14 protein-coding genes are annotated in these 15,627 nt (G+C 62.3%); 7 read left to right on the top strand and 7 right to left on the bottom strand.

The features are described 5' to 3' along the window. Positions 1-55: 55 nt before the first annotated feature. Together HY696_03745 and HY696_03740 are read left to right on the top strand one after the other, a co-directional pair. Positions 56-742, top strand: coding sequence for a hypothetical protein (locus tag HY696_03745; GenBank protein MBI4237518.1), 687 nt, complete (start codon positions 56-58; stop codon positions 740-742). Continuing rightward, entirely contained in the window at positions 739-1,890 is a 1,152-nt protein-coding gene (locus HY696_03740) for a hypothetical protein (GenBank protein ID MBI4237517.1), read from the top strand. The genes HY696_03745 and HY696_03740 overlap by 4 nt, the downstream gene beginning before the upstream one ends. Here HY696_03740 and HY696_03735 read toward each other — a convergent pair. The 5 genes from HY696_03735 to HY696_03715 are packed head-to-tail and all read right to left on the bottom strand — an operon-like array spanning position 1,873 to position 6,759. After that, entirely contained in the window at positions 1,873-2,766 is an 894-nt protein-coding gene (locus HY696_03735; GenBank protein MBI4237516.1) for a 4-hydroxybenzoate octaprenyltransferase, read from the bottom strand. The two genes, HY696_03740 and HY696_03735, sit on opposite strands and share 18 nt — an antisense overlap. Before the next feature lie 6 nt (positions 2,767-2,772). After that, entirely contained in the window at positions 2,773-3,369 is a 597-nt protein-coding gene (locus HY696_03730; GenBank protein MBI4237515.1) for a UbiX family flavin prenyltransferase, read from the bottom strand. Between the two features lie 54 nt (positions 3,370-3,423). Further along, positions 3,424-4,113, bottom strand: a complete 690-nt coding sequence (locus HY696_03725; GenBank protein ID MBI4237514.1) for a ubiquinone/menaquinone biosynthesis methyltransferase — start codon at positions 4,111-4,113, stop codon at positions 3,424-3,426. Then, positions 4,113-5,564, bottom strand: coding sequence for a menaquinone biosynthesis decarboxylase (locus HY696_03720; GenBank protein ID MBI4237513.1), 1,452 nt, complete (start codon positions 5,562-5,564; stop codon positions 4,113-4,115). Before HY696_03720 ends, HY696_03725 begins: the two co-directional genes overlap by 1 nt. After that, positions 5,542-6,759: an amidohydrolase family protein gene (locus HY696_03715; protein MBI4237512.1), complete on the bottom strand. Its 1,218-nt coding sequence runs from the start codon at positions 6,757-6,759 to the stop codon at positions 5,542-5,544. The genes HY696_03720 and HY696_03715 overlap by 23 nt, the downstream gene beginning before the upstream one ends. Before the next feature lie 88 nt (positions 6,760-6,847). Here HY696_03715 and HY696_03710 point away from each other — a divergent pair, with 88 nt between their 5' ends. Genes HY696_03710 through HY696_03700 form a run of 3 tightly spaced genes read left to right on the top strand, consistent with a single transcriptional unit; the run spans position 6,848 to position 8,043 of the window. After that, the gene (locus tag HY696_03710) at positions 6,848-7,144 is read left to right on the top strand and encodes a type II toxin-antitoxin system prevent-host-death family antitoxin (GenBank protein MBI4237511.1); all 297 of its coding nucleotides are present in this window, start codon (positions 6,848-6,850) and stop codon (positions 7,142-7,144) included. A 29-nt stretch (positions 7,145-7,173) separates the two neighbouring features. Further along, positions 7,174-7,578, top strand: coding sequence for a type II toxin-antitoxin system VapC family toxin (locus tag HY696_03705; GenBank protein MBI4237510.1), 405 nt, complete (start codon positions 7,174-7,176; stop codon positions 7,576-7,578). A gap of 6 nt (positions 7,579-7,584) precedes the next feature. After that, positions 7,585-8,043, top strand: coding sequence for a hypothetical protein (locus tag HY696_03700; GenBank protein ID MBI4237509.1), 459 nt, complete (start codon positions 7,585-7,587; stop codon positions 8,041-8,043). Here HY696_03700 and HY696_03695 read toward each other — a convergent pair. Continuing rightward, positions 8,027-9,748 carry a hypothetical protein gene (locus HY696_03695; GenBank protein ID MBI4237508.1) on the bottom strand — a complete coding sequence of 574 codons (1,722 nt, stop codon included), beginning with the start codon at positions 9,746-9,748 and terminating at the stop codon, positions 8,027-8,029. The two genes, HY696_03700 and HY696_03695, sit on opposite strands and share 17 nt — an antisense overlap. After that, on the bottom strand, positions 9,741-13,496 hold the full coding sequence (locus HY696_03690; protein MBI4237507.1) for a hypothetical protein: 3,756 nt from the start codon (positions 13,494-13,496) through the stop codon (positions 9,741-9,743). The genes HY696_03695 and HY696_03690 overlap by 8 nt, the downstream gene beginning before the upstream one ends. Before the next feature lie 368 nt (positions 13,497-13,864). On the opposite strand from HY696_03690, the gene HY696_03685 reads away from it, so the two are divergent. Further along, a complete protein-coding gene (locus HY696_03685; GenBank protein ID MBI4237506.1) occupies positions 13,865-15,247 on the top strand; it encodes a hypothetical protein in 1,383 nt (460 codons plus the stop codon). Between the two features lie 62 nt (positions 15,248-15,309). After that, entirely contained in the window at positions 15,310-15,528 is a 219-nt protein-coding gene (locus HY696_03680; GenBank protein MBI4237505.1) for a hypothetical protein, read from the top strand. Positions 15,529-15,627: the final 99 nt, after the last annotated feature.

Genomic DNA, 15,627 nt, shown 5'->3' with positions numbered 1-15,627 from the left:
GTGGTGGAACGTCGAGGTTGGCAGCTTGGAATGTGACTTGCAATGATAGTCGGTCATGAAGTGGTTCGCTGCGTTGATGCTGTTCTGCCAGTTGTCGATATTCCCGAGTGCAGCGTGGGCTGCGGCGCGTGGGGCTGTCACTATTCCGCCATCGTTGTTGGAGCGGATCCCCGCGCGTGTTTGGTTGGCGGTGCAGCAGGGTCTTCCGCCAATTGGAGCGGTCCACGCGGCCGCATTGCGCCATGCCGGCTTACGACTCGATGAACCGCTGGAGTGGGCGCGTCGCGCGCGGCGGGCGGCCGCACTCCCGCGGTTGCAACTCGGGGTGCGCCGCAATCTGAATGACACCGTTGATCTGCGTCTCAGTGACGAGGTCTCGGTGAGTGGCGGGGGCGTGGTCGTCGGGCCCCGATCGAGTAATTTTACCCAACAAGGCGATCGCAATTGGCAGCTCGATGTGCGCGCCCTCTGGTCGCTGCCGGAGTTGGTGTTTAACGGCGATGCATTGTTGATCAGCCGCGAGGCGCGCGAACGGCGGCGCGAAGCGCGCGCGTTGTTACAAGAAGTGAATCGTCTGTATTTTCTGTATCGACAATGCCGGGCATTGATCGTTGCGGGCGCTGGTGGTGCACTGCCGGCCGCTGCGACCCGATCCGCCTCCGCGCACGTCGATTTGTTTGCCGCCGAACTCGATGCGCTGACCGGTGGCTGGTTTGCGGCGCAGATCGGGGAGCAGCGATGAATATCCAGTGGATGGTAAGTGGTCTGCTGTTGTTGAGCGGTCACTTGATGGGATGCGGAGCGGGGCTGCCGCAGCCGCCCCCGGCGTTGGCGAGCCAGCAGCCGATCTTGGTTGCAGTGCAACCGCTGGAAGAGATCTCGTTGCCAGCCACGCCACGTTTTGAGTTGACGTTTTCGCAGCCACTCCATCCGGCGAGTGTCGGTAGTGAATCGCTGGTCGTCGTGCCCGATGTGGACCCGGCGGAGTCGACGGCGGCGATCGTGGAAAAGTTAGCGGCCGGTGACTACGCGCCTCTCCCCACGGAAATTCAGTTGAGTGCCGATATGCAGGCCGTCACGGTTGCCCCAACGGTGCCGCTCCACACGGCGACCGTTGCGCTCGTGGTGACAGACGCGATTCGTTCTATCACCGGACTTCCGTTTGCGTCCGTCCCGGGTGGCGGCGCCGGTGCGTTGGTGTTGCGGTACGGTGTAGAATCGGCGCCGGACCCGTTGATTCCGCCGGACACCGCGCTGTCGCCTGCCGCACCGACGGCAGCCGATGCCTTCGGTACAGTCGGCACCGCCGACGATCCTGTCGCTGCCGTCTCAGCTCCGGGGACAACGGGCAGTGGACCCGGGACGGCGGAGCAACCCACAGTGCTGGTCTTGAATGAGATCCTCTACGATATCCCCGGGAGCGACACGAATGGGGATTGTTTTGTGGAACTTCGCGGGACACCGGGCGCGGACCTGGGCGGCTATGTCGTGCGGTTTATTAACGGCGATGGCGGCAAGCCGACGGAGAGCATCCAGATCCCGGCAGGGCTCACCATGCCGGCCGACGGTCTGTTTGTCATCGCGGACGGGGTGACTGGCGATCCGCACGTCACGCATCTGCCGAGCGCCGATTTAGTGGATAATTTCGACGCACAAAACGGGCCCGATGCCGTGCAACTGCTGGCACCGGATGGCACACTGCTGGATGCGATCGGCTACGGGAATCCGCTCCCGTTGCGCGATGTCGATGCATTGTTGTTGTACGAAGGGCTTCCAGGTCCCGACGCCCCCGCCGGCCAAAGCATCAGCCGCCGCGCGGATGGCGCGGATACGGACAATAATGCCGCCGATTGGGTGGTCCTAGAAACGCCGTCACCGGGTGCCCCCTAGCGTGCCGCAAAAAAACAGCATGCTGACCCATCCGTTCGCAGTGAAGAACGTGGTGTTGACGCGGGAGAGATCATGGGCGCGCACGAGCGATTGTTCGATGAGTAACGCCAGCGCCATGAGCGTGGTGGCGATGAAATACGGCGTGCCGAGTTGAGCCAGCCGGCCGAATGCGAAAAAACCGACGGCTGCGGCGATATGCAGGCCGCGCGCGATCCAGAGGGCGGTGGCGACGCCGAATCGAGCCGGGACGGAGTGGAGGCCGTGGGCGCGATCGAAGTCGACATCGAGTGTGGCATAAATGATGTCGAACCCGGCGACCCAACCACAGATCGCTAACCCAAGCAGCACAAACGGGGCGCTGATCGCGGCGCGGACCGCGACTTCTGCCGCCGGGGCGGCCAGTCCGAGGGACGCCCCGAGGACCAGATGGGACCAGGGGGTGACCCGCTTCATGAATGAATAGCCGCACAACACCAAGAGTGCGACTGGGGCGAGTTGCAGTGCGAGTCGATTCAGCGCCGCGGTGCAGAGTAGAAAGCCGAGGAGCATGATGACGGTGAAAGTGATCACGTAGCGTGGAGAGAGCCGTCCCGCCGGTAGCGGGCGGTCGCGCGTGCGGGGATTGCGCGCGTCGAAATGCCGATCGGCGAGTCGATTGACGGCCATCGCCGTAGCGCGGGCCGTGATCATCGCGGCGATGATCAATGCGCCGGTGCGCCATCCCGGCCAGCCGTGCGCAGCGACCCACATCGCACCGAGCGCGAACGGCAACGCAAAGATGGTGTGCGAAAACTTGATCAGCTCTAAGGTGTCGCGCAGGCGCGCCGTACTTCGACCCCCTCCGGCATTTTGCACTTTGTATTTTGCACTTTGCATTTTGCCTTACCTCTCGGCCCCCCACCGCTTCGTCCGTGGTTGGTATGCGATGCCGAGATGGTCCACGATCCGCGCGACGACTGTGTCTACGGCCTCTTCAATGCTGCGCGGGCGGCCATAGAACGACGGCGACGCGGGAAGGATCGTCGCGCCGGCCAGTGTTAGCGCGCGCATGTTGTCGAGGTGAATCAACGTGAATGGCGTTTCGCGCGGGACCAGGAGCAATGGCCGCCGTTCTTTTAAAAAGACGTCGCCGCAGCGAGCGATCAAGTCTTCGGCCATGCCATGCGCAATCCGTCCCAACATTCCCATGCTGCACGGGACGATCACGCACGCGTCCCAGACATTAGAGCCGCTGGCGAACGGCGCCGTGAAGTCATGCACGGCGTAGAGCGGGCAGTCATACTGTTCGAGGCAGCCGCCGACTTCATCGACCCAAATTTGTTTGGCGTGCTCGCTGGCGACAATGGCGACACGGTGCGGCGATGGGACTAAGACATCCAGCAGCTGCTTTGCATAGATCGCCCCACTCGCGCCACTGAGGCACACGACGATCTTTTTTTCTCCGTTCGCACGCTGTGTTTTGAAAGTTGTGCTGTGCATGTCGCCTCCTCGGAAGGGTGACTCGTGGTCCGTTCCCCAGTCACCAGCCACTAGTCACCCATTCGGTTCCGCGACGATTAGCGAGGCCACGCCGCCCGACAACTCCTCCGCGACGCGCACGTGAAAGCCATGTTGTCGTAGCAGTGCGCGGTACGCGGAGAGCGGATAAAACGCGGCTGTCGAGTCGCGCAAATACTCATAGGCCGGGCGTTGCTTCGAGAGCAAGCCACCCAACAGCGGGATGATGTAACGGCCATAGGTGCGACCAAACCATCGAGCGGCCGTGGTCGTCGGCTGAAAGAATTCGAGGATGACGAGTTCGCCGTTCGGTTCCAGCACGCGCCGGATCTGTTGCAGTGCGCGCACTTGATCCGGGAGGTTGCGCATCCCGAACGCGCAGAGCACGACATCAAATGAATGATCGGGGAAGGCGAAGCGCATCGCGTCTTCGCAGCGTGTTTCCACTTGGCGCTGAAACACATGCGGAACCTTACGCATCCCGAGTTCTAACATCTTTGCTGAGAAATCGACGCACGTGATCGTGGCTTGAGGGAAACGGCGCAGCATCGCGACGCTCATGTCGAGCGTGCCGGCGCAGAGATCGAGGACGCGGAACGAGAGCCGCGGCGTGATGGCGCCGATCGCGTGGGTGCGCCAGCGCCGATCTCGCGAGAAACTGAGCCATCGGTTCAGCTTGTCGTAGGTCGGCGCGATGTTGGTAAAGAGTTGTTGCAGGTCCGGCATTAGCGAATCCCCAATCGTTCCCAGATCGCATCCACGCGCTGCTTCGTGGCCGCGTCCATCACAATATCGGGCGGCCACTCCCGCGGATGCCCCTCTTCGCGACTTTTGCGTGTCCCGTCAATCCCCATCTTGGAGCCGATCAGCGGCTGCGGCGCCGAGTGATCGAGCGCGTCGACTGGGCCGTCGGCGAACACGACATCGCGGCGGGGGTCGATATTATTGCTGACGCGCCACACCACTTCGCCGACATCTTGCACGTTCACGTCGTGATCGACGACGATGATCGTCTTCGAAAACATCAATTGGCCGGTGCCCCACAACGCGTGCATAATTTTCTGCGCATGGCCCGGATATTGTTTCCGCAGCGCGACGATCACTAAATTATGAAAGCATGCGGCGATCGGCAAATGGATGTCGACGATTTCCGGGAAGGTCATGCGCAGCAGCGGGAGCGACAATCGTTCGACCGCTTGGCCCATATAGCCGTCTTCCATCGGCGGACGGCCGACGATCGTGGTGAAATAGATCGGATCGCGACGATGGGTCAGCGCGGTGACGTGAAAGGTCGGATACGGTTCGGCCGGCGAATAGTAGCCGGTGTGATCGCCGAACGGGCCTTCGACGCGTAACGGTTCCTGCGGGTCGACGTAGCCCTCAATGACAAAATCGGCCTCTGCGGGCACTTCGAGTGGAATGGTGCGGCATGGGACCAATTCCACCGCACGTTTTCGCAGCAGCCCGGCGATCATGAATTCATCGAGTCCGTCGGGCAGCGGCGCACACGCGCACCAGGTCAGGATTGGATCGCCGCCGATGCAGACCGCGACCGGCATCCGTTCGCCGCGCGCTTGGTAATATTGATAATGCCGCGCCCCGACCTTGTGGATTTGCCAGTGCATCCCAGTGGTTTGGGCGTCATACACTTGCATCCGATACAGTCCGACATTGCGCAATCCCGAGACGGGGTCGCGAGTGATGACGCTGCCGAACGTGATGAATGGTCCCGCATCGAGCGGCCAACAGGTGAGCACTGGGAGTTGGGTCAAGTCGGGCGGATCGATCGCGACATCCTGACATGCGCCCGCGCGGACCGATTTCGGGAGATACGATCCGAAGCGCGCCAACTTCGGCAGCATCTGCAACTTCTCGATCCACGACGCCGGCGGCGTGGTCTTGACGAGGGCGTCGATCTCGGCCGCGATGTCTTCGAGGCGCTCGCCCCCAAGGGCCCACGCCATGCGTTGTGCGGAGCCGAGCGCATTGATCAACACCGGAAAGCGGGAGCCGACGACATTTTCGAACAGCAAGGCCGGTCCGCCGCCAGGCGACTTCATTACGCGGTCGGCGATGGCGGTGATCTCGAGCCGTGGATCCACGCGCTCGCGAATGCGCACGAGGGCGCCTCGCGTTTCGAGCGTGGTCACAAAGTCACGGAGTGTCCGATGCGGCATGCTGTTCCTCGCCGTCGATCCATACACGATCCGCCGTGTCATTCAATAAGACGTTCTGATACGGATCGGCCGTCGGATCGAGCAGCCGTACGGCCGCCAGATCGGCGGCCATGCCGGGCGATAGACTGCCGCAGCGCTTTTCTAAGCCGAGCGCCTCGGCCCCGCCGCGTGTCGCCATCCGGACCAGCTGGGCCGTCGCGAGAGCGGGGTAGGTCTGCTGCACTTGCCGGAGCGCCGCCAACATCCCGATCGTCGACGCGCTGGCGTGGCTGTCGGTGCCGAGCGCGATTGGAATGTTGGCGGCCATCAGCGCTTCCAGCGGGAAACATCTGAAACCGAAATGGGCGTGGCTCGGCGGACAATGAATTACGGTGCAGCGCCGTTGTTGCAACAACGCGATGTCGTCCGCATGGAGATAGTTGCCATGAATGAGGCAAGTGCGTGGCGGCAATGGCCCGACGCTGTCGAGGTAGTGCAGCGGCGAATGCGCGTCCGGTGTGCCGCGCCAGCCAAGCTGCGTCATCCGCGTCCACAGCGGTCCGGAAGCGGTAGTGAAAAACTCCCACTCCTCCGGAGATTCCGCGCAATGGATCGCGAGCGGGACGGACGACGCACGCTTTGCCAGCAACGCGTGCAGTGCATCCCGATGGACGCTGTATGGGGCGTGGGGCGTGAAGCCGTGTGGCCACTGCGCGGAAAAAGCGGCGCACCGTTGCAGCGCGGCGTTCATTGCTTGACGGTGCTCAGTTATCCGTTCCGGCGTGCAGCCGATCACTTCCAACCATGCGGTGCCCTTGAATGGTGTGGTCGCCAAAAGTGAAAACCAACGCGCGTCGCCGATATAGTCGCCGACACACGTCACGCCGCCCGCGAGCAGTTCCCGCACGGCGCGCCGCAGCCCGTGTTGCAGGTCGGCCGTCGAGGCCGCGCGGCGGTAGGCCACGACCGTGTCCAACCACGGCACAAATCCCTGGTGTGCGGAACAGGGTGTCGTGACGCCGGCGAGGTCGAGATGGGTATGCGCATTCACGAGACCGGGGAGCAGCAGATGCGCGGGGAGTTCCACGACGTCAGCCGTGCGCACGTGCGGCACCGTCGGCCCCACCGAACGGATCTGTCCCGCGACGATCTCCACCCATCCATCGCGGATCGGCGGCTGATCGATTGGCAACACCCACGCAGCGCGGAGGAACATGATCGGCTAGGAGCACGGCGGAGAGTCGGAGTCAAGCGGCGCGAAGATCGTTGACAAGCGAATCAGATCATAGCTATTATAGCCATATATGAAAGAGGTCAATATAGCTGTTTTAAAAAATTCCCTCAGTGCCTATCTGCGTCGTGTGCGGGCGGGAGGGCGGTTTCTCGTCACGGACCGTGGCGAGCCAGTAGCTAAGCTGGTTCCCATCGGGGAACAGGGCGGGGCCGAGGCCGCCTCGCTGGAAGAGCGACTGCTCATATTGGAGGCCGAGGCGTTGCTGCGACGCCCAGTCAAGCAGGGGGCGGTGCGACGGCATGCGAAGATTCGTGGCCTTCGTTCGGGCGCGGCGGAGTTGATCGCCGAGGAACGGGAGACCTGGTGACGCCCCATTATTGCGACAGCAGTGTCCTTGTGAAACGCTATGTCCAGGAGGCGGGTTCTGCGGAGATCGACCGATGGTTTGCGCGTGAGTTCCCATTGATGACCGCCTCACTCGCGTATGCGGAGATGTATTCAGCCCTCACGCGTCTCCAACGGAGCGGCCAGATCTCGCGCGTTCAGCTCCAACGGGCGGTAGTGGCCTTCGAGGAGGATTGGCGGCGCATACACGTCGTCGCATTGAACGACGACGTGTGCCGTAAGCTGCCGAGTCTCTTTCACGTCCATCCACTGCGGGGTGCCGATGCGATTCATTTGGCGTCCGCGTTATTGCTGGTGGAGCGTGGCATTGCGCCTCGTTTCGCCGCGTCCGATCGGAAATTGTTGAATGCCGCCGCCGATGCTGGCCTCGCAACCGTCGATCCGTCGGAGGTGTAGAACGCTATGCTTTCGTTGCTCCACAAAGCCATTCGACTTGGTCAGCGGACCATGCTTCCACTGCTCGTCATCGGCGTGGGCCTCACGGCGTATGTCTGCTCCGTCACACGAGATGCCCCTCATGGTACGGCCGCCGTGGCCGGCAGCAAGGACGCGATGCAGAACCCTGTTGCACGGTATTTGGAACATGCCGAATTGCAATATGAGGGCGAGAGGCAGCGAATGAATCTCATCGCCGCATTGAACGATGCGTTGCAGTTATCGGCGGCCGATCTTCAGGCAAAGCGATATGAAAATTATCAGGGGAAAAAAGGTCAATGGGATTTGCCCACGGTCCTCTATCGGCATTGCGTGCCCAGTACGGAATATTCATCGTTAGGAAATAATTTTTACCGCGATGTCAAATCCCCTGCCGTACAAGCTATCATCGTCACCTTGCTCACGCGACTCACCGCGAAAATTTGAACCCAATGGCCGGGGCGATTTCCAATTCGTTGTGGTCGTCGGTCCAACTCTTCACGACTTGGCAGCCGAGTGAAAGGTTCAAATTGCTGTCTTTGCCAAGGCGGATCTCGAGCGCGACATCGCCTTGTACGCCGCCACCGGCGTGGGTCGCAGTGCCTTGTGCCTTCGCGAGTAAATGAGCGCCGGCCCCGAGATGCAAATTGACGCCGCCGCCGAGCGGAACATCGACGCCGACTCCGACCTCGGAACGGATCGTCCCGGGCGCGTCGTTATCGGGCAGACCCTCGTCGCCGACACCGGCGCGCCGCAGCAGGCTATCGACGCGGAGTTGCGGCGCCGCCACGGCCACGGCCGTCTCCGCCTTGACCATCCCGTGCCCGAGTTGGGTCCGTTTGCGGATCACCGCGCGGCCGGCAGTGCGATCGCCGTCGTCGAAATGGGCGTATGGGGCATAGGTCACTGTCGTGGAGGCGACGAGTCGGTCCGAATCGATGTCGGGGTCCTCGTGCGGGACCGGATCCCATGCCGATTCGGTGAAGGTGCTGAATCCGCTGCTCACGAGTGCCGGCTTCTTGGTGAGCATCCCCGCGACCGCCAATACCGCGCCGAGTGCGGATCGATAGATCGGCAACGCATATTTCGGGGCCTCGAAATGGATCAGCAGCATCGATCCGACTCGACCTGCGGAATTCAAGCCTTCTGCGCAGTAGCCTTCTTTCCCCGGGGTGTCGTCGAAACAGCCGAGCGCTCCGAACAGGATCGCGCGCCCGCCCTCCAGCGCCATCGGGAACGGTCGCCACGCTTCAGGAAAGCGGTGGAGCGCGGCGAGTTTCTGGTTGGCGCCCATCGCGCTCAAGATCGGCAGCGCCACCGAAATCACCGAGAGGTCTTCGGTATACGGCGCCATCGGGCCGTCTCCGGGACCTTTCGCCATTGTATTCAATGCCGCGGTTTGGGCGATCGGTTCCATCAAGTCGCGCTGATTCAAATAGGCTTTCGGGATCTCTAACAGATATTGGCCGATCAGTACGTAGGCGATCTCTTCGGCTCCCGCCGTATTGGCCTTATCTGGCGCGAAGCTGTCGCCGCCAATCACGAGATCGGCTCCGACCATCAGTGTGATGTCGCGGACTGCATAAGGCCAGTCTTCGACCTCCGTGTCGCTCATGAAGGCGTGATGCAGCCCGTTGGAGAGGCCAACGAACGGGGCCAGTGCAAAGTTTTTGCCCAAGCGGATCTCGAGTCCCCCGCGCTGCGTATCGACGAAGTCGAGCGTCGTAAAATCCTCGCTCCGCTCCGGCACCGTCGTCCCATCGTTGAGGCGACGGCCCGGCGTGGTCGCCGTCAGCCCGCCGATCCCGACTCCGTACGTGTCCGCGCTCCACCAACTGACGATCGATTTGCCGTCCGAGCGGTGGCGGTCCATTTTGACGACGGAAAAAAGTACACCGTTGGTCGTGTTGTCGGTCGACGTGCCGTCCACGCCCACCACCGGCAACAACTTGCCTTGGGTCTCGCCATGGATGAATGCGCCGCCGAGTCCGAAGCCGAAAGTCTGCTTATATTTTCGATCGAGGAACAGGCATTCCACGCGATGCAGCGTCCCGCCTTCGGTAATGGACGTGGCCACCGGGAGGCCAAAGCCGTAGCCGCATTGCAGATTGAAGCTGCCCCACACCCGCGTATCGCGTGATTCATCACCCATGGGGCGCCCCCGTCACGATCGAGATCTGCGACGCGGCGTCGCGTTCGTTGAGTTGCAGATCGAAGCAGTGTTCGCCTTCTAACTGGTCGGGCGATCCCGCCGGATCACAGAGCCATCCGTTCAACACGATGAAGATGACGACGTCTTTGAACGCAAAGGTCAGGTCCTCGCTGGTGCCGAACTTGGAGACGCCGACGACGGTGAAAATCCCGGTCTCATGATCGAGCGGCCGACCATGCAGATAGGCAGAGCCGCCGGTGAACGTATTGCCGGTCTCCGGGCATCCGGCGGGAATCAATCCTTCGGGATCTTTGGAGAGCAGCGGGGCGATATATCGCCACGTGCTGTAGCGTTCCCCCTGGATGGAGTCGTTATTGGTGTTGCGTGCGCAGATCGCCGGGGTTTCGAGATTCGGATCGGTCAGATTGATTTTGTGTTCCTGCTTCGCGGCGTTCACGCGCGGGTCGGGGATCACATTCAGGCCCGGCGTTTCGGTTGGTGGAAGCAGCGGTCGCGTCGTAAAGGTCAAATGAAAGATCTGGTCGAGTGGCGGCTTCGGCCCGAGCGGTCCCGCAGGATTGTGAAAGTAATTGGGTCCCCAGAAGCGCAGCCCCAACGTAAAGTCGAATTGGCCGTCGAGGGTGTAGGAGCCGGGGATGTCCAGCAGTGCTTGTTTTTGCCCCTTCGTGGCGCACAGGTCTTGATACGTGCCGCCCGGCATCTCGTCGGCGGTGTGAAACGCGGGACTTTGGTATGTCCCAGCGGTGATGTTGAAGAACGCGCAGACCCCTTTCTTGCCCGGCTCCGTCGGGCCGGTGCCATATTTGCGTTGTCCTTCAGGACTGCACGGATCCACGCTTTCGCAGCGGGACGGCTGATGCGGTTTCTTCTCCTCCGGGGCCAACGGTCCTGGATTGGAGAGCGTCTCGGTAAAAATCTTCAGGCTATTGGCGCGGAAGTCGGGCGGGACATTCGGATAATCCCAGAAGACGCCGCGCGATCCCGCTGGCCGCGTCCCGTCGTGGGCAAAGGCCGTGTAATCGCGCAACGCCGGATCGTCGTAGGTGTCGCTGGTCGGATGGGTATCGATGCGGCGGAACACGGCCGTGACGCCGTCCCCAGGCGTGCTGACGATCGCGCCCTCTTCGCTCTTGAGGTCTTGTTGGTCGAACGGATCGAGCAAAAACGCCCCGAGGATCAGGAATTGATCCTCCTGGCTGGCCTCGCCTTCGGCAATCCGGGCCTGGAGTTCGTTCATTGGAATGGCCGCAGCCACGGTCGGGAATTGCGGGTTCAGCAACGTCGACATCGTCTGTGTGATGCGCAGCACCGCCGGGCCTTGGCGCGGTTCGATCACCGCCAGCAATGGGATCGTAAACGTCGATTGTTTGATCGAGCCGTCCGGATTGCGCAGCGGTTTTCGATCCGGGCCTAACGCCTCGGCTTGAATCGTCAACGCGCCGCGGAATTGGCGTTGCGGCGTTGTCGTCGAGTTCAGCTCGACGTGAAAGTTGAGACAACCGAACAGCGGCATCGTCTCCAGCGGCGTTGCGCCGGGCGTCAGATCGTAACCGCTCGGCGCCAGGCTCACGGGGCGGGGATCGGCGTTGATGCCGATGATGCCGCCGTCGGGTCCGAACAACGGCAACGTGCAGCGTGCGCCCGCCGGTTTGGCGGCGATCGTCGTGGTCGAGTCGAGCCATTCAAAGTGCGCGGCGTCGGCGCCGGTCACGCGGACGCCGGTGACGCGGACGGGTCGTGGCGCACTCTCTCCGACGCGGATCAACACCGGGACCGCGAGGTCCGTGGTCGCGCGGGTGATTCCTTGAAACGCAAACGTGCTCCCGTCGCTCCGTTCTTTCAGCCCATTGCCGGTCGCGAAATAGACTTGCAGCGGCGGGACATCCTTGATGGTCGTCAATCCACTCAGTTGCAGCGTCGTGATCGTGCCGTCCTCCGCTTCAAGTTCGAGAACCGCGCGATCAGTCACTGCGGCGCCGACGCCGGCCACGCGGCCGTCGCTGCCGGCCAAGTCGTTCGGATGGTACGCGATGACAAAATACGCTTGGGTGTGGAGCAGCGGCGGATCGTAGGGGGGGAGGGTCAACGGAAATTTGGTGACGGCGGTTGTCGAGGGCGCACTCCCCGCCGTGGCCGTGACCAGGTTGCGAATCTTGTTGAAGTCGTCGCTGACGTACAGCGTCTCCGCGCGGAACAAAAATTGTCGACTCGACGCGCTGCCGCCCACTTCGCGCAGTCGCAGTGAGCGGATGGTCAACGGATTGGGGCCGTCGTTGCGTAATGTGAGGATGCGAATGGCTGGCGTGGTCTCCGCTTGCGTGCCGCTGAAATCGACACTGAGTCGTTCATGGGCATGCGGGTGGACCGGTTGGCACGCGGCGTCAACCTCGGTCAACGCCTCGCCGCGCTCCCCGATCGTCAGCAATTGACACTGCTGTGGATCGCTAGTGCAGGCCTGGCATTGAGTGGGGAGCGGGATGCCGCCGCATAACACGGTCTGACAGGCGAAATAGGCCCGTTCCGGGCTGGCCGGGACCGCCAGTTCGCCGACCACGACTTGATCGACCCGCTCGCGTTCCAACTGGCCATCGCTGTTGACGATCGAGATCCCGACACGGCCGGCCGTGGCGAGCGCCGTGGCAGTGAGGGTGAACGGATCGCCGCCGATCTGCACCGTCTCGGTCTGGAGGCCTGGTTCTTTCTTCGGATCGGGACGAAAGATCACCGTCAACGTCATCGTCCCCTTGACGGGAAGCGTGCGATTCAGCGGGGAAGCGGAGCTGAGGAAAAATGGGCCAATGCGCGGCGGGATTTTGATCGCGAGCGGTGTGTCACTCAGGTTCACGAGTCGAAACTTTGCGGCCGCCTCAAAGCGCGGTCCGACTTGACGCACGTCGGTTGGAATGAATGTGCCTGCGGAAATTTCCAGACGATTGCCGTCCGGAATCGGGATTGCGGCCTCATCGCCCTCCGGACCAACGATTAACTTCGTGATCTCGAGATGGATGGGCCGACTCGGTGCGGTGCCGCATGCACTGAGTGGCGGGTCTAGCTTCCCGCTGAACGTCGCGGTCAAGGTCGCGCCTTTCAGATACGCATCGGCGCTAGGAAACAGCGAGCCGAGTCGGGTGGCGCCGACCAACGTGAGCGACCCATCGGCCGTGGCCGGCTGGCCGTGAAGTGCCTCAACTTTTGGAAACGCCGGTGTCTCGCCGGTGGTGAGATTGAGATCGGGGATCTGGCCGACTTGTTCGAGTGCGGTCACGTAGAAGGCAAAGCCTTCGATGCTGAGATTGCCATCGGCGCCGACGGCGCCCTCGCCAATATTGGTCCGCCCATCCGTGGAGCCGCGCCCATTAATGGTGATCGGGACCGGGAGCCCATGGCCCTCGACAATAATGTCCGGGAAGAGGTCGCCCCGCATGCGGACGGTGCCCGCGCTGATCTCCAATGGGATCGGCGGGATATTTGCGGCGCACAGCGGGTCCTCGCCGGCACCGCCGACACTCAATTGCTCGCCGATAATGGTGACACAGAGCGTGGTCGTGAACTGCGTGCTGCAACTCTTCGCCGTCGTGTCGGTCGAATCTGGTGTGGCGATCGCAGGGGCGGCCGTGCCTTCCCCCTCCGCACCCGTTGGGAAATAGATAGGCGTATAGTCTTTGCCGCCGCAGGCCAGGGCCAACAGGGACAGTGCGAGAACTGCAATGTAGGGCCTCAGGCGCATGTAACCACGTCTCCACCCCCTTATCGGCACGTCGCAGAAAAAGTTGCCTGAATAGGCCTGACTTCTTCAGCTACCCCTCGCCCAGCCCTCTCCCCAAAGGGAGAGGAGTCCGCCTTAGGCGGAGGGTGAGGGCTTGATGCTGGCCGCTATGCCAGCTCGGAGGTTCAGGCAATACGCGGTGTTCCGGCGTGGTGCGTTGTGAAGCGGAGATCTGTCTCACTCCGCCGGAGGGGCAACGGGGATCTGTCCCACCAAGCGCTTTGCGGGCACATGTGCCGGTTCCAAACGAAGCGCCGCTTCGAGGGAACGGCGTGCGCAACTTGGGCCGACGTGGCATCCGATAACCCCTGTGAGGAGTCTCGTCCCTTATGGCCCCGATTAATTCCACCACCCCCGCAGTGTCCGCCGGTCCAACCGGCCTCAAGCCGGAACTGATTCTCATTACCGATGAATTCGGCCGACAAGTAGTCGTGGGGGTGTTCGATCCCGAGTCGACTGAACCGATCATGGTGGAGCAGGTCGCCGAGGGGGTGTATCAGGCCGTCACCGCAACCGCCGAGCAAATCCATTACATTTATACCCCCACCACGGAGGCGCAGCCGGCCCGAGGCGTATTTCGGCGGGTCGTGGAGCGGCGCGAGACGGATGCCGCGGGGCGGCAGCAGCTCGTGACCGTTGCGGAGACGGAATACGACGGTGTCACCCGACACGTGATCGAGTCCGCCGTTGCTACGTATGTCGTGCGTCCCGGGAATGAGGCCAAGGTCCCACATGCCATTGAACCACAACGGACGTCGTCGACGGCGCCGTCCAGTCAATTGCAACTTGTGGTCGGGGGCGTGAGCTTAGTGACGGAACGGCGCTTTGAAATTGTGGTTCCGACTGTCATTGCGGCGCTTGGGGCGAGGCCCTTGGTGCCGGCGGCACTGGCTCGGGAGTTGAGTGAGGCCTCTGTCCCCACACGACATGAGACGGACGCGGCGCGGTCGCGTAGCGGATCGGTGGCGGTGCCTGCTACGAATGACACAGGGAGCGACCGGTTTCCCCAGTTGGACGGCCGCGCGTCGTCGCACGCCGTCAGCGGGCATGGGACGCTGGATGCTGGTGCCATCGAGCGGTCTCGGGAGGGTGTCGACATCCTGAGCGAGGACGATGAGATTACCAGCCCCGGTTGGCGCGAGCCGATTGCGGCCGCACTCGAATCACGCGATCATGCCATCCCCAGCCGTCTGCTGGCGTCGTTATCGACGCGATTGGCAGCGGATGATGCACGACCCCCTTCCGGCGGAACCTACGATCTGGCCACCGTCGTTGCTTCATTCTGGGGCCCGACAGGCGGCTCCGATACAGAGGTGCACGCTGACGTGCGGGGGCAGACGGAAGCGCGAGGTGTTGCTGTCGAGCGCACCGAGCGATCTGCGGGAGGCGCAGCGCAACCAACGGCACAGGGATTCGTGGCGGATGTGCCGGCAACGGTCATGTCCACGGGGCGCGGCGAAACGGCGCGCGTACCGGTGCGCGAATCGATCGTCGAGACACCGTTACAGAGTGTGTGGAGTTCCCTGGCCAGTCTCTGGGGACAGACGCGGAGTATGGTTGCCTCACCGCGCCCATTGCCGTTGGAGCTCCCGGACGTCCCTCAAGTTGGGGCTGCCCCGCGAGAGCACGATGGTGAGGGCGGGAGACAGGGACAGCAGCACGACCAATCGCAGGATGGACAAAGCGACGCCGAGGATGTCTCTGAAGCGTGACCATTCCGCAGCCACCCAATTCCCGCTTGCCGAATGATTCTGATTCCGCTACGGCCATTTTCATGCACCAAACACGTCGCCCCAAATCGGTCGGTACGATGCTCTATCCCGGTGTCGTCGTACGAGGCGACCTCCTCTGTTTCGAACCTCATCGCACTGTCAGCAGTGCGCCGCGCCGTTCGCAAGTGACACCACGCGGTTTATCCACGGGCCTATCTGTGGATAAGGTTGTGGATGATGCGTCTGCCGTGACGGCGCGACGTATTCGTTCAGGGCTCTGAGAAAAGTGCCCAAACAATAGTCAGCAACTCCATCGCTATTTCAGCTATTTCAATCCAGCAAGTGACGGTCATGCGCCGCAGCGGGATTGGTATGGTGTG

Source organism: Deltaproteobacteria bacterium (assembly GCA_016210045.1).
Classification (GTDB): domain Bacteria; phylum UBA10199; class UBA10199.
This window is presented reverse-complemented; position numbering and strand designations above follow the sequence as displayed.